Origin of the sequence: Brachybacterium sp. EE-P12, assembly GCF_003711805.1 — a bacterium.
Taxonomy (GTDB): Bacteria; Actinomycetota; Actinomycetes; order Actinomycetales; family Dermabacteraceae; genus Brachybacterium.
This window is the reverse complement of record NZ_QXCP01000012.1, coordinates 326,267-339,782: the sequence shown is the minus strand read 5'-3', so window position 1 is coordinate 339,782 and position 13,516 is coordinate 326,267. Positions and strand designations below refer to the sequence as shown.

Below are 13,516 nucleotides of genomic sequence, written 5' to 3'. Positions count from 1 at the left end.
AGGCGCTGCCGGCCCCCGCAACCCCGCGGCCCTGCGGCGCTGCCGGGGCAAGCCGCCGCATCCGAGCGACCCCGATTCAGGGCCAGTCGTAGTCGACGACCACGGGGGAGTGGTCCGACAGCCGCACGCCGTGGTGCTCCCGGTCCACCTCCGCGCGCACCGCGGCCCGTGCCAGGCGCGGCGTGGCCAGGTGGTAGTCGATCCGCCAGCCCGCATCCTTCGCGAAGGACTGCCCGAGCCAGGACCACCACGAGTAGGGCCCGTCCTCCTCGGGATGCAGACGCCGCACCACGTCCACGAGCGTGCGCGGGGAGAGCTGCGCGCCGAGCCACTCCCGCTCCTCGGGCAGGAAACCGTCGGTCTGCTGGTTCCGGCGCCAGGCGGCGAGGTCCTGCCGGGTGTGGGCGATGTTCAGATCCCCCATCAGCAGGAACTCGCGCCCGTCGGCCGCGGCGGCGCGGCGCGCGCGCGTCAGATAGCGCGCGAAGCCGTCCATGAACAGCATCTTCCGGGCGTACTTCGCACCCCCGTCGGGCGCCTCCCGCATCCGCTCGGGCCGCTGCAGATGCGCAGGCAGGCCGCCCTTGGGCAGATAGAGGCAGGCGATCGTGAGCGGGGCGTCGGCGAGGTCCACCTCGAGATAGCGGCCCTCGGCGACGAAGCGTGACAGGCCCCGCGCGAGCGGCACTCGGTCCTGCGCGGGGATCGGGGTGAGGGCGGGGCCGGGCGCGTCGTCGAGCCGTACCTCCTCGCCCGTCGTCGTGGCGAGCCGTGCGGGCTCTCCTGCCGGGCCGCCGAGCAGCGCCGCACCACGCCAGCTGCGCACCGCCGCGGGCGGCCGACGGGTCAGCACGGCCACCCCGTTGCGCCCCGGCAGCGTGCCGGTCTCGAGGGCGACGTGGTAATCGCCGAACGCGACCTCGGGCAGCTTCGCGGCCTGGGCCCGCACCTCCTGCAGCGCGATCACGTCGCAGCCGCGCGCGGCGAGCCAGTCGCCGAAGCCCCGGCGGTGGGCGGCACGGATCCCGTTGACGTTGGCGGACGCGATGCGGAGCATCCCCGCAGGCTACGGGGTGCTGCGGGACGAGGTCGCCGGCGGGGCACGCCCAGCCCTCCTGGGGCTGGCAGCCGATCGGTCGCCGACTCGTCGTCGGCGCGGAGCCGCCCCGCCGCCGATCGGCGATGTCGTGCGCGGGCTCATGGCGGCACGAGATGGCGATATAGCCACCTCGTGCCGCCATGAGCCCGCCCGTGACATGGGCGCCGCCGGCTCGTCCGTGACATGGGGGCGGCCGGATCGGGCGCGGTCGTCTGCCGGCTTGGCGCCTCCCCCGCCCTCAGGCGGTGACGGGGTCGCCGGCGACGGGGCCCTCCGTGTTGGGCCGCCAGCCGAGCGCCGGGGCGACGTGCGTCGCGAAGTTCTCGAGGATCCGGAGGTTCAGCTCGACCCCGGCCTGGCTCGGGATCGTCAGCAGCAGGGTGTCCGCGGACTGCACCGCGGCGTCGGCCCTCAGCTCCTCGATCAGCTGATCCGGCTCGCCGGTGTAGGTGCGGCCGAAGGTCGAGCGGGTGCCGTCGATGATGCCGATCTGGTCGCCGCTGCTGCCCCCGCCGGGGCCGAAGAGCATCCGGTCGCGGTCCGTGAGGACCGGGAAGACGCTGCGGGAGACGGAGACGCGCGGGACGTGCGTGTGCCCGGCCTCGCGGAACGCCTCGCGGAAGACGTCGATCTGCTCGGCCTGCAGGTCGCCGAAGGCCGCGCCGTTCGCCTCGGTGAGCAGGGTGGAGCTCATCATGTTCAGTCCCTGCGCGCCGGTGCGCTCGGCCGTGGCGCGGGATCCCGAGCCCCACCAGATGTGGCGGATGAGCTCCTCGGACTGCGGCTCGATCGAGAGCGGGGCGTGCGGGGCGGCGTCGGACATGTATGGCTGCGCGGCCGCGCGGGTCATCGGATGCCCCTGGATGGCCTGCAGGAAGGTCTCGAACTTCGCCATGGCGATGTCCGCGCCGCGCGGGTCGGTGGAGCCGGTGTAGCCGAAGGACTCCCAGCCGCGGTCGGCCGCCTCGGGCGCGCCGCGGGAGATGCCCAGCGCCACCCGCCCGTCGGCGATGTGGTCGAGGGCCGCAGCCTCCTCGGCGAGGTACAGCGGGTTCTCGTAGCGCATGTCGCGGTTGCAACACCCGTTCACGTAAGCTTGGCTGCATGGTCGAACTGGTAGCGCTGAGGAAGACGAACGAGGTGGCCGCGTACGTCCGCGCCTCGATGGACCGCAAGGGCGACCGCTGGACGGTCGATACGCAGCTGAGGAAGATCAGGGCGCTGGCCGAGGCCAAGGACTGGAACGTCGTCGAGGTCTACGAGGACAACGCGGTGTCGGCGACGAAGAAGCGCCGCGCTGGCACCCGCTGGGCCGAGATGCTGGACGACGCCCGCGCGGGCCGGTTCTCGATGGTGGTCGCCGTGGACATGGACCGGCTGCTGCGCAGCACGAAGGACCTCAACACGCTGATCGATCTCGGCCTGCGGGTCGTCACCGTGGACGGCGAGATCGACCTTTCGACGGCAGACGGTGAGTTCCGGGCCACGATGCTCGCCGCGCTGGCCCGGTTCGAGGCGCGACGCAAGGCCGAGCGACAGATCAGATCGAACGAGCGCCGACGTGCCGAGGGTATTCCCACGTCCGCCTGGAAGGCATTCGGCTGGACGAGAGAAGGTGAACTGATCGAGGAGGAGGCTGACGCGGTTCGGCGGGCCTTCGACGCGTTCCTCGGCGAGCCGTCGCTGTCGATCCGGCGAATCCGCGAGGATCTGAACAGTGCCGGTCACCTCACCGCCCGCGGGTCGGAGTTCTCCGTCGATGCCGTGCGCTACCTCCTGGCGAACCCGCTCTACGCTGGTTTCATCAAGCACTACGCCTCCGGCGAGCTGTACCCGGTGCAGGGCGAGGCGTTCCCGCCCATCGTCGGGGAGCAGACGTGGCGGGCTGCGGTGTCGAAGCTGGAGGACAACGTGCGGAGGTCGGCGAGGCAGGGCAACCAGCCGAAGTACCTCCTGTCCACGATCGGCCTCTGTGGGAAGTGCGGCGCGACGCTCGTCTCGGGGACAAATAGCCGCAAGCAGCCGACGTACCGCTGTGGCGAGCAGTTCCACCTCACCCGCCAGCGCGAGCCCGTCGATGCGATGGTCACCGAGGCGGTGCTCACGCGCCTGTCGTCCGTGGACGTGCACGACCTCGTGATGCCGCAGGAGGACGACGGGCCGGATCGCGAGGAACTGCTGACCGAGCGGAACGCCCTGGTCGAGCGTGTGAAAGAGCTGAGCCCGCTGCTGCGCGACATCCATCAGCCGGTCCTGGAGATCACCGCGGCGATCAACGACGTGAAGGCCCGCATCGATGAGATCGACACGGAGCTGCTGGACCGCTCGGTGTCGGTGGCGGCGAAGCTGCTGGCGGGCGTGGAGGAGGCGGTCGGCACCGCGGAGCGTCGTGAGGTCGTCGAGTCGAAGTGGAAGGCGTTGGACATGGACCGTCGCCGGATGCTCGTGGACGAGCTGGTGACGGTGACCATCGAGCCCATAATGCCGGGTCACGTGAAGTTCGACCCCGATCTCGTGCGGATCGAGCCGAGAAGCGACTGACTCATGACTCGACTCGTCATTGCAATGGTGAGTCGAGTCATGGGAGAATGGTTGCAGACAAGAAGATCCCACCGGGGCCGCGACTTAGAAGCGCGGGGTTCTGCTCCCGGATGAGTAGCCGGTCAAACAGCCCAATTACCGTGGCGGGGAACCGGAAGATACTCATGTCTGAGGACTTCCGATGTCTGTCGTTATCGACGTTCCCCGCGCATCTGCGCTTGACCGCCCTGGTCTCGACCAGGCCTCGACTCCCGTTCCGCATGCTGATGGGCTCGATCCCGTCATCGCCGCCGCCCGCGCCGCCGGTCGCCGAGCCGGTGAGCGTCTGGCTCTCACTCCGCTGACGCCGCGACAGCGCGCCGCCGTCGCCGCCGTGATGGGCGGTGGTCGCTGATGAGTGCGAACTCCGCCGCCTTCGATCACCTGACCGGCTTCCGCTGGCGTCAGGGCGACCCCGCCCTCGCCGACTCCGAGGCTCGTCTCTACGACCTCGGTGTGCTCCGTTCCGTGCTGGAGGAGTCCGTCGAGATCGCCGTCGCCGACGCCCGCGCCGATGGGGTGACCTGGGCGAAGATCGGCGACGCCCTCGGCGTCACGCACCAGGCCGTCATCAAGCGCTACAGCAAGGGCGGTGCCCGATGAGCACCACCGACCGCACCAGCGCCCTCGTGTCCGCCGACCTGACCCCGCCCGGAGGGCCTGACCTGGCACCCGCCGCAGGCGGGCTGCCCGTCGTCATGACGGTTCGCAACTCCCGTTCGCACCCCAAGAGTTTCGGGAGCCTTATTCGTTCCTACGGGCGCGGCAAGGGCTTGTCGATTGCCGCGCCTTGCAACAACATGCCTGGTCAGGAGCCGGTTCCGGTCTCGCGCAGTCGTGTGACCTCGCGCGATCATTTGGGGTCTCATTTGGGGGTCAATAGGGGGTCATTTAAGGCGCCGCATGCTCCTTACGATGTCGCTGGCGGTGGTCGTCGTGGCTAAGCAGGAGAACAACCCCACGAGCATCGGCCTCGCGCAGCAGCTCGATCCGTCGTACTGGACTTGGGCCGCCGATGATCCGAGCGGTGCCGCACTGCTCCAGCAGGGAGCCGGGGCGATCTTGTCGTACCTGGTCGAGCGACTCGAGGCCATCGGCTGCGAGGTCATCGAGGCCTACGGCATCGTGCACGACAGGGATGAGCGCGAGGTCTGGAGCGACGCGGAGAAGGCTCTGGTGGTCGAGCCAAAGCCCGATCACCTGCACGCGGTCATCAAGTTCGCGAGCCGTGCGAAGAGCGCACCGCTGGATCGGCTCGCGTTCGGCATCGGCGTCGAGCCGCAGTACGTCGAGAAGCCGGGGCGCGGTCGGTATGCGTTCGACAACATGCTGTCGTACCTGACGCACGTGAAGTACGCGGACAAGCATCAGTACGCGCCCTCGGAGGTCGCCACGGTGCGCGGGCCGGATTACCTCGGGATCGACGCCCAGCGCCGGGAGACGTGGCTCAAGGGTCGTGCCCACGTGAAAAAGAAGGTCGTCGCGGAGAACTTCGAGGACATGCGCGAGCGCGTGCTCCAGGGCGAGATCACGCGGGATCAGATCATGCTCACCGATGGGCTGTTCGACATCTACTCGCGGCATCAGCGGGAGATCGACGACGCGCTGTCGGCCTACGGCCAGCGCCGCGCGTACCGGGCGGCGGCGAAGCTGCGCGCCGGTGCTTTCTCGACGCACGTGGTGTTTGTCCATGGGGATGCTGGGATCGGCAAGACCCGGTTCGCCACGGACTTCATCACCGAGGCGATCAATGCGGCGAACGCGCACGGCGAGCGGTGGCAGGTCTACCGGGCCGCGACGGGGAATCCGCTTGATGACTGGCGAGGCGAGGAGGTGCTGCTGCTGGACGATCTGCGGGCCTCGGCGATGGACGCGAACGACTGGTTGCTGCTGCTCGATCCGTACAACGCTTCGCCTGCGAAGGCTCGGTACAAGAACAAGGGCGAGGTGGCTCCGCGCCTCATCGTCATGACGGCGACGATCGAGCCCGTCGAGTTCTTCTACTACGCCCGCCAGAAGGGCAATGTGGACGAGGCGCTGGACCAGTTCATCCGCCGCCTGGCCTCGGTCGTGAAGGTCTTCCGCGCCGATGACATCAACCGCTACCTCGTGCAGCACATCGGGAAGATCGAGCCCTACGAATGGCACCAGTGCAGCGTTCCGGTCGCCGCGCACACGCCCGGCATGTACGGCAACGCCTACCACCAGAACGCCGGGTCGCGGGAACTGACCTACGGTCCGGAGACCTCGGCGGAACACGACGCGGACGGCGCGGTCGCTGAGCTGCTGGGCGGGCTCGCGGTGCGGAGCCCGGACGTGCCGCTGGCACTGATCGGAGGTGCCGCATGAGCGCCGACAGCACCGTACTCCAGGGGGTCGAGGGGGCCGGAGGCCCCTCGCAAGCAGGGCTGGAGGACACGAGCGTCAGCGATGTGTCCGACAGGCCTACTGCTTGCCACTCTGGCGTACAGGTGGAGCAGCAGACCGACTCCCAGGTGAACACCGGTCGGGCTGATGCGGAGGCTGTGCGCCAGAGTCACGGCGGCGCGAAGCGTCGTCGTGGGGGCCGCGCGAAGCTCGATACCGACTTCGGAGAGGCCACGCTCGCGGCGCTTCGCACTCGTGCGAAGCGGCTCGGGCTGGCTCCGAGCACGTGGGTGCGGGCCGTCGTCCGGGATGCCCTCCACGCCTCTCGGAGCGAGGAGCTGGACGCCGCCGTGGCCGCGCACCTGCTCGGGGTCGAGGCGCGCGCGCAGGTGTCGGCGGACGCGCGCGAGCTGGCCGCGCAGATCCGCCCGCTGGCGATCAACGTCAACGACCTGGACCGCCGGGCGCGGGCTGGTGAGTCGGTGGCGCTGTCGGCGGAGGTGCCCGAGCTGATCGAGCTGCTGCGCGAGGTCCGCGCCCTGCTCGGTGATCGGACGGCCTCGTGAGCACGACGCACTACAGCCCGAGCACGAGCGCCGCCGACACGGAGCGCTATATCCGTGGCAAGGAGGACGAGCGGGGCGTCGCGATCACGTGCGATGTGCCGGGAGGCCCCGGCTCGTTCTCGGCGCGCGCTCGGGCGCTCATGCAGAACACGACGCGCGAGGTCGAGGCGCTGCACTACCGCCAGTCGTTCAGCGACGAGGAGTTCGACCCGAAGAACCCCGAACACGTGCAGCGGGTGAACGATCTGGGCTACCAGCTCGCGAAGAAGATGCACCCGGATTCCGACTGCCTCGTCGTCAGTCATGTGGATGGGCGGGGAAAGAAGCCGCACAATCATATTTTGGTTCTCAATCACAACAACCGCACGGGAAAGGCGCTCTCGGACTACCGCACATTCCACGACCGCAAGGCCGGGAACCAGAAGGGCGTCCAGTCGGCGAACGACGAGCTGATGCGCGAGCACGGGCTCTCGGTCGTGAAGCGGCTGGGGCACGCGCCGAAGGACTGGGAGCTGCGCCGCGAGGACTTCGCCGAGGGGTCGCTCGACCGCGAGATGGGCGACCGGATGAGCGCGGCGCTGGCCGATCCCCGCGCGGTGGACAAGGCCGGTCTCGAAGCGGTGATCGAGGAACAGAGCCAGCAACTCGGCGATGACGGGGATCGGGTGCCGCGGATGCGTCTGCACAGCCCGGTCAGCAAGAAGGGTAAGCGTGCCGGTCAGGAGACCTGGACGCTCTACATCGAGGACCGCCGCGGCGAGTCCAGGCGTGCTGAGCGCCGCAAGCGCACGAGCGCTCTCTCGGCGGACTTCACCCCGGAGGGCGCGCAGGCGTTCTTCGACTACCACCAGCAGCAGAAGGAGCAGGAACATGAGCGCAGCACTCGACAGGCTGAAGCAGCAGAACGGGCCCGTGCAGTCGCAGCAGCAGCTCGGCAGTCCGGAGACGATGGAGCTGTTGACCTCGATCCTCGCCGCCGTCGAGGCGCAGAATACGAGGATCGCCACGCTGACCGAGCAGCAGAAGAAGCTCGCGGGGTTCGTGAAGGTCATGGACGAGGAGACGACGAGGCGACTGGAGCGGATCACAGCCCCGGCGTCGACCTCCTCGCCCTCCAGCGACGTGTCCGCGAGGATCGCGAGTATCGAGAGCAGGCAGAACGAGATCGCGAGCACGCTCGGCGAGTTCGCGCAGAGTCTCAACGGCGAGAACTTGAACGCCGCGTCGCGGACCTTGGTCGCGGAGGCGCAGAAGAATCGCGCGGCTACGGCCTCGGCGATTGAGGGTCTGAAGGTGCAGGCCACAGCGAACCAGAAGCTCGTGAGCCAGGTCGGCGGCGCGGTGCAGCGGATCGAGAAGCGCACCGAGGAGCGGGTCGAGAAGGCCGTCGAGCAGGTCTCCGGGGAGGCCACCGCCACGATGACCGCGAATCTCGACGCCTCGAACGAGCGGGCCGAGCGGATCATCGCTGCCACGGCGAAGCTGGAGGCCCGTCAGCTCTGGTCGGCTGCCGCCGCGATGTGCCTCGTACTCCTGCCGGTGACCGTGGTCGTCGCTGGGCTCTGGATGGCCGTAGCCGGGCTCATCACGGGCGCTCAGTGGGCGCTGGACGTGAACGGGACTGTGTGGCTCGGGATCGGACGCTGGCTCGTGGTCGCGATAGGCCTCGTTGCGTCCGGCTACGGGCTGTTCGCCTCCGTCCGCTGGATTACAAGCCTGGTGGAGATGTGGAAGAGCCGCGGGATGCCGAAGTGGCCCCGGTGGAAGAAGTAGGTGCAACTCTACGCCGCTGCTTTTTCAGCAGCGGCGTAGAGTCGATCTCTTTCCTGCTATTCGGCCTGCGGCTGCACCGCAGTGTTAGCCGGCGACCGGGAGATGACCAAGGCACCGATGACCAACCCGGCGACGGCGAGCACCGCAGCGATCACGAAGGGATCGCCGGCGTGCAGGGCCGGGGCGAACCCGAGGCCCACGTACACGGCCACGCCACTGGCTCCTCCGAGCTGGTCCGCCGCTCGCTGGACGCCCGATGCGATCCCGGCATCCTCGTCGGTGGTCCCGCTGACCGCGATGTACTGCAGACCCACGAGTCCGAATCCCATTCCTGCCGCGATCAGCAGCATCGCAGGGAGCAGCCACGCTGCCCCACCGCCCAGGACCGCCACAAGCGCGACCACCGCCATCGCGCCCGCAGCAGCCGTGAGCCCGACCAGAACGCAGGCGCGTGCGCCCCAGCGCCCCAGCAGCCGTGGAACAAGCACCGAGGCCGCGATCAGCGCTACGGCCAGGGGCAGCATCGTGAGACCTGCCCCCAGCGGACCGATCTCCAGCCTCTCCTGCAGGTAGAAGGTGAACAGCAGGAAGGAAGTCGACAACGCGCCGCTGAGCAGCATCGTCGTCAGGTTCGCTCGCAGCCGCGCGCGGTCCGCGAAGAAGGCCAGCGGAACCAGCGGGTTCTGCGACTTCGACTCGACCCACACGAACCCGACGGCGGCTAGCACCGAGCCGACCAGCGCGGCCACGCTCACCCACGGATTTGTCCCAGGCTCGCCGGCCTCGACCGCGGCGTAGACGAACAGCAGCGGGCAGGCCGTCAGCAGGAGTGATCCCGGAAGGTCCAGACGGACCCGTTCACGAGACCGAGACCGGTCTGCCGGGACCAGTACGAGCGCGGCCACGATCACGACCAGGATGAACGGAACCGAGATTAGGAAGATCCACCGCCAGCCCAGATGAGCGGTGATGATCCCCGAAAGGGCGAACCCGAGCACCAGTCCGCAGCTGGCCACTGCGGCCCACACGCTCAAGGCGCGCGACCGGCGCGGCCCCTCGGGGAAGAGCAGCACGATGGTCGCCATCGCCGCGGGCAGCGCGATGGCCTCGCCTGCTCCCTGGAGCAGGCGCGCGGCAACCAGGACCGGGAACGAGGGTGCCAGGCCCGCCAGCAGTGATGCCGCGCCGAAGAGGGTCGTGCCGACCAGTAGTGTGCGGCGGCGGCCCAGAAGGTCACCGAGTCGTCCGCCGAGCATCAGCAGCCCGCCACCGGTGATGGTGTAACCGACCACGACCCACGTCAGGGAGTGACCCTCGACGCCGAAGTCCGCGCCGATTGAGGGCAGCGCAATGTTGACCACGGTCACGTCGACCGCGATGAAGAACTGCAGCATGGACATCGCGCATAGCACGAGCCATACGCGCACAGGAACGGGACTGAGCCCGCGGGTAGAAGAGGAAATGCCTGAAAGCATCGATTGCTCCGTCGCTCTGAAGAGTTTCGAGCAGCACAAAGGGCCGCTCCGGATGGATCACGAAGCGACTGGACGTTCCAGGAGGTAAGTGGTGTGAGGAGGACGTCCCGCCGCTAGCGGGAGGTCCTGGTCACTGCCGCGCAGGCGGCAGAGCACGAAGATGCTGACATGTTGACGATTGTACTGCCCGGGGCCAGTGACTGCGAATCTGAGTGGGCCGGGTCCAGGCCACCCCTGTGGTTGCCGACTCCAAGTACCAAGCGAGCGAGGCGGCACACGCGCCAAGATGGTGCCGCGCTCACGCGTGACCCATGGCTCAATACTTGTCATGGAGAGTCACCAGTGTCGCAACCTATACATGCGCTAGCGCATGTCGATCACGCCCGTGCCCACCTCGATCCGCTCCGTGCGCGCGGCGACGGCCGACAGCAGCGGCATCGGCGCGGCGGACTGCCGCGCGTAGTGGTGGACGCGGAAGTACGCACCGTTCACGCCCAGCTCATCGGCGCCGACGGAGATGTCGATCGCGTCGTGGAGCATCTGACGAGCGGTGATGCCTCCCCGGGCGGGGTCGCCGCCGTAGTGGCCGAAGCTGAGGAATCCGAAGGCGCGCATGACGGCATCCTAGCTAGTAGTTGATTGTTGAAGCAAGATGTGGGAACGCAGGGCCGACCCCGCGCCTCAGTGCCCGGGGCGCTGTGCAGCGGGTGGGTCGATGGCCGGCGGCGCGGCAGGGACGCCGAGGCCTTACTGCGGCGCTGCACGCCCCGTCGGTCGCGATCAGCCTGTCGAGGAGGCGCGCCCCCGGACCGTGCGCACTCAGTGCTGCACGGCGCCCCCGGCCACGACCAGCGCAAACTTCACGCCGAAGCGGTCGCGGACCTCGCCGTAGTGGTCGCCCCAGGGGGCGAGCCCGAAGGGCATCGTGGCCTTCCCGCCCGCCTCGGCGATCCTCGCGATCAGGCTCCGCGCCGCCTCGACCTCGTCGAGCCCGACAAGGAAGGAGTAGACCTCGGAGCCGAGCGGTGGCAGCTCCTCGCCGGGGCCGGCGATCGCGTCGCCGCCCGAGACGGTCAGCAGCCCCCCGGTGAGGGTCGCGTGGGCGACGGCGCCGGGCGGCGGCGTGTAGGGGAAGCCCGAGAGGTCGTCGCGCGACCTCGCCGCGAAGATCTCTTGACATCAAGATAAATTCGGACCACACTGGAGCTGTTCGTGAGGTAAGGCTTACCTTACGTTTGACGGACGTCCGAGTCCGTGCGCCCCGACCGGGGCGCCGTCGTTCCGAGGAGGACGCACATGAGCACGACCACCGGCGCCGCAGGCGCCACCACTGACACCACCACCACCGCCGCCGCGCGGACGTCGGTCGAGGGCTCGACCGGGCGCACCGAGGTCCAGCAGCTCGCGGACTTCGTCGCCGCCGCCCGCTACGAGGACCTGAGCGCCGAGGCCGTCGAGCAGCTGAAGGTGCGGGTCCTGGACACCCTCGGCGTCGCCATCGGCGCCCTGGACGCCCCGCCGCTGATCGCGATCCGCGAGCTCGTCGGGGACCTCGGCGGCACGCCGCAGGCCACCCTGATCGGAGGCGGACGCACCGCCCCGGACCGCGCCGCCTTCCACACCAGCGCCCTCTCGCGCTACCTGGACTTCATGGACTCGTATCTCGCCAAGGGCGAGACCAACCACCCCAGCGACAACCTCGGCGCGGTGCTCGCCGCGGTCGAGTCCGTGGACGGCACCGGCCAGGAGCTGCTCACGGCCCTCGCCGTCGCCTACCAGGTCCACACCCGCCTCAGCGACGTCGCCCCCGTGCGCGCCAAGGGCTTCGACCACACCACCCAGGGCGCCTACGCCGCGGCCGCCTCGGCCGCGAAGGGCATGCGCCTGAGCGCCGAGCAGATCGCCCACGCGATCGCGATCTCGGGCACCGCGAACAACGCCCTGCGCGTCACCCGCACCGGGAACCTCTCCCACTGGAAGGGTCTCGCCTATCCGCAGGTCGCCAAGGAGGGCACCTTCGCCGCCCTGCTCGCCGGCCGCGGGATCACCGGCCCTGAGGAGGTGTTCGAGGGCAACAAGGGCTTCAAGGACTCGATCGCCGGGGAGTTCACGATCGACTGGTCCGCCGAGGACCTCGAGTCGGTGCGCCGCACCATCATCAAGCGGCACAACGCCGAGATCCACTCCCAGACGGCGCTGGACGCCGCCCAGGACGTGCGCGCCCAGGACGGCTTCAACGTCGACGCGATCAGCCACGTGCGCCTGCGCACCTTCGACGTCGCCCACTCGATCATCGGCGGCGGCGAGGAGGGGGACAAGCGCACCATCCGCACGAAGGAGGAGGCCGACCACTCCCTGCCGTGGATGCTCGCCGCGGTGCTCCTGGACGGGGAGCTGACCCCTGCCCAGTACCACCACGAGCGGATCGTGGCCGACGACGTGCAGGACCTCATGGCGAAGGTCGAGATCGTCCCCGATCCCGGCTTCTCCGACCGGTTCCCGCAGGCGATGCCCGCCGATCTCGAGGTCACCCTCGCCGACGGCACCGTCTTCCACGCGGCCCAGGACTCCTACGAGGGCTTCCACACCGACCCGCTGAGCTGGGAGGGCGCCCGCGCGAAGTTCGACCTGCTGGCCGCCCCGTTCACCACCGCCGATCTGCGCGAGGAGATCGCCGGGATCGTCCACGACCTCGACCAGCTCCGCGTCGCGGACCTGACCTCCGCGCTCGCGAAGGTCAGCGCCACCAGGGCCTGAGCGCCCCCGCCGTCTCACCACCAGAGGAGAACCATGAGCAACCAGATCCCCTTCGACGTGTCCTTCAACTTCGTCCCGCGGGCCGCGCGGCCCCCGAAGCCCCGCAGCCACGGGATCACCGAGATCCGCGCCCCCTACTACTCGACCTTCGGCACTCGCCACCTGCGTGACGTCTTCGACGTGGCCGCACCCTGGATCGACGGCATCAAGTGGGCCGGAGGCTCCTTCGCCCTGGTCCCGCCCGAGCAGGTGCGCGCCTTCTCCGACATCGCCCATGAGCACGATGCCTACGTCTCCTCCGGCGGTTGGATCGAGACCGTGCTGCGCTACGGGGACGACGCCGTGGACCAGTACCTGAAGGAGGCCAAGGAGGTCGGCTTCGACGTCATCGAGATCTCCACCGGCTTCATCATGCTCTCCACCTCCGGGCTGCAGCGCCTGGTCGAGAAGGTCGTCAAGGCCGGGCTGAAGGCCAAGCCCGAGCTCGGCATCCAGATCGGCTCCGGCGGCGACTCGGGCGAGGCCGAGCTCGCCGCCGAGGGCGCCAAGGACATCGGCGACCTCATCGACCGCGGCAGGAAGGCGCTCGAGGCCGGCGCCGAGATCATCATGATCGAGTCCGAGGGCATCACCGAGAACGTCACCACCTGGAACACCGGCGCCGCGGCCGCCGTCATGAACGGCCTCGGCATCGAGAACGTCATGTTCGAGGCGGCCGACGGGCCCGTCTTCGAGTGGTACATCAAGAACTACGGCAACGAGGTGAACCTCTTCGTCGACCACTCCCAGGTCCTCCAGCTCGAGGGCCTGCGGCAGAACATCTGGGGCAACAAGTCGACGTGGGGCCGCGTCATCAACCCCGCGTGAGCGGTGCTTTGTCCTGCCGGGCGCCGAGGAGA

Annotated in this window: 12 protein-coding genes and 2 pseudogenes; 9 read left to right on the top strand and 5 right to left on the bottom strand. The window is 69.2% G+C overall.

Annotated elements, in window-relative coordinates:
- Positions 1–76 precede the first annotated feature (76 nt).
- Positions 77–1,057: an exodeoxyribonuclease III gene (locus tag D1648_RS17415; RefSeq protein ID WP_122943851.1), complete on the bottom strand. Its 981-nt coding sequence runs from the start codon at positions 1,055–1,057 to the stop codon at positions 77–79.
- Positions 1,058–1,337: 280 nt separating this feature from the next.
- The gene (locus D1648_RS17410) at positions 1,338–2,165 is read right to left on the bottom strand and encodes an LLM class flavin-dependent oxidoreductase (RefSeq protein ID WP_122943850.1); all 828 of its coding nucleotides are present in this window, start codon (positions 2,163–2,165) and stop codon (positions 1,338–1,340) included.
- 38 nt (positions 2,166–2,203) lie between these two features.
- Between D1648_RS17410 and D1648_RS17405 the strand changes: the two genes are divergently transcribed.
- The 7 genes and pseudogenes from D1648_RS17405 to D1648_RS18555 all read left to right on the top strand — a co-directional run bounded on the left by D1648_RS17405 (position 2,204) and on the right by D1648_RS18555 (position 8,385).
- Positions 2,204–3,640 (top strand): recombinase family protein, encoded by a 1,437-nt coding sequence (locus tag D1648_RS17405; RefSeq protein ID WP_122943849.1) that lies wholly within the window; start codon positions 2,204–2,206, stop codon positions 3,638–3,640.
- A 181-nt stretch (positions 3,641–3,821) separates the two neighbouring features.
- The gene (locus D1648_RS18565; protein ID WP_122943848.1) at positions 3,822–4,034 is read left to right on the top strand and encodes a hypothetical protein; all 213 of its coding nucleotides are present in this window, start codon (positions 3,822–3,824) and stop codon (positions 4,032–4,034) included.
- Positions 4,034–4,282: a hypothetical protein gene (locus D1648_RS17395; RefSeq protein WP_122943847.1), complete on the top strand. Its 249-nt coding sequence runs from the start codon at positions 4,034–4,036 to the stop codon at positions 4,280–4,282. The genes D1648_RS18565 and D1648_RS17395 overlap by 1 nt, the downstream gene beginning before the upstream one ends.
- Before the next feature lie 324 nt (positions 4,283–4,606).
- Positions 4,607–6,028 (top strand): Rep family protein, encoded by a 1,422-nt coding sequence (locus D1648_RS17385; protein WP_122943912.1) that lies wholly within the window; start codon positions 4,607–4,609, stop codon positions 6,026–6,028.
- Complete coding sequence (locus D1648_RS17380; protein ID WP_122943845.1) at positions 6,025–6,612, top strand: hypothetical protein; 588 nt, start codon at positions 6,025–6,027, stop codon at positions 6,610–6,612. Before D1648_RS17385 ends, D1648_RS17380 begins: the two co-directional genes overlap by 4 nt.
- A gap of 140 nt (positions 6,613–6,752) precedes the next feature.
- Positions 6,753–7,115, top strand: a pseudogene (locus D1648_RS18560) (relaxase/mobilization nuclease domain-containing protein); the annotation flags it as partial.
- A gap of 367 nt (positions 7,116–7,482) precedes the next feature.
- The gene (locus tag D1648_RS18555; protein WP_370239922.1) at positions 7,483–8,385 is read left to right on the top strand and encodes a hypothetical protein; all 903 of its coding nucleotides are present in this window, start codon (positions 7,483–7,485) and stop codon (positions 8,383–8,385) included.
- A 56-nt stretch (positions 8,386–8,441) separates the two neighbouring features.
- Here D1648_RS18555 and D1648_RS17365 read toward each other — a convergent pair whose 3' ends face one another.
- The 3 genes and pseudogenes from D1648_RS17365 to D1648_RS18550 form a co-directional block, all read right to left on the bottom strand.
- Positions 8,442–9,779 (bottom strand): MFS transporter, encoded by a 1,338-nt coding sequence (locus D1648_RS17365; RefSeq protein ID WP_241155563.1) that lies wholly within the window; start codon positions 9,777–9,779, stop codon positions 8,442–8,444.
- A gap of 447 nt (positions 9,780–10,226) precedes the next feature.
- Positions 10,227–10,475: pseudogene (locus D1648_RS17360) on the bottom strand (LLM class flavin-dependent oxidoreductase); the annotation flags it as partial.
- Positions 10,476–10,679: 204 nt separating this feature from the next.
- Positions 10,680–10,937, bottom strand: coding sequence for a VOC family protein (locus D1648_RS18550; protein ID WP_370239935.1), 258 nt, complete (start codon positions 10,935–10,937; stop codon positions 10,680–10,682).
- Between the two features lie 219 nt (positions 10,938–11,156).
- On the opposite strand from D1648_RS18550, the gene D1648_RS17350 reads away from it, so the two are divergent.
- Both D1648_RS17350 and D1648_RS17345 read left to right on the top strand, forming a co-directional pair.
- Positions 11,157–12,617 (top strand): MmgE/PrpD family protein, encoded by a 1,461-nt coding sequence (locus tag D1648_RS17350; RefSeq protein ID WP_122943840.1) that lies wholly within the window; start codon positions 11,157–11,159, stop codon positions 12,615–12,617.
- 33 nt (positions 12,618–12,650) lie between these two features.
- Positions 12,651–13,484: a phosphosulfolactate synthase gene (locus tag D1648_RS17345; protein WP_122943839.1), complete on the top strand. Its 834-nt coding sequence runs from the start codon at positions 12,651–12,653 to the stop codon at positions 13,482–13,484.
- Positions 13,485–13,516: the final 32 nt, after the last annotated feature.

What these genes read in the sequence shown, in the direction of transcription:
- D1648_RS17415 (WP_122943851.1), bottom strand. Translation starts at nt 1,057, where the DNA reads ATGCTCCGCATCGCGTCCGCCAACGTCAACGGGATCCGTGCCGCCCAC.
- D1648_RS17410 (WP_122943850.1), bottom strand. Translation starts at nt 2,165, where the DNA reads ATGCGCTACGAGAACCCGCTGTACCTCGCCGAGGAGGCTGCGGCCCTC.
- D1648_RS17405 (WP_122943849.1), top strand. Translation starts at nt 2,204, where the DNA reads ATGGTCGAACTGGTAGCGCTGAGGAAGACGAACGAGGTGGCCGCGTAC.
- D1648_RS18565 (WP_122943848.1), top strand. Translation starts at nt 3,822, where the DNA reads ATGTCTGTCGTTATCGACGTTCCCCGCGCATCTGCGCTTGACCGCCCT.
- D1648_RS17395 (WP_122943847.1), top strand. Translation starts at nt 4,034, where the DNA reads ATGAGTGCGAACTCCGCCGCCTTCGATCACCTGACCGGCTTCCGCTGG.
- D1648_RS17380 (WP_122943845.1), top strand. Translation starts at nt 6,025, where the DNA reads ATGAGCGCCGACAGCACCGTACTCCAGGGGGTCGAGGGGGCCGGAGGC.
- D1648_RS18555 (WP_370239922.1), top strand. Translation starts at nt 7,483, where the DNA reads ATGAGCGCAGCACTCGACAGGCTGAAGCAGCAGAACGGGCCCGTGCAG.
- D1648_RS17365 (WP_241155563.1), bottom strand. Translation starts at nt 9,779, where the DNA reads ATGCTGCAGTTCTTCATCGCGGTCGACGTGACCGTGGTCAACATTGCG.
- D1648_RS17350 (WP_122943840.1), top strand. Translation starts at nt 11,157, where the DNA reads ATGAGCACGACCACCGGCGCCGCAGGCGCCACCACTGACACCACCACC.
- D1648_RS17345 (WP_122943839.1), top strand. Translation starts at nt 12,651, where the DNA reads ATGAGCAACCAGATCCCCTTCGACGTGTCCTTCAACTTCGTCCCGCGG.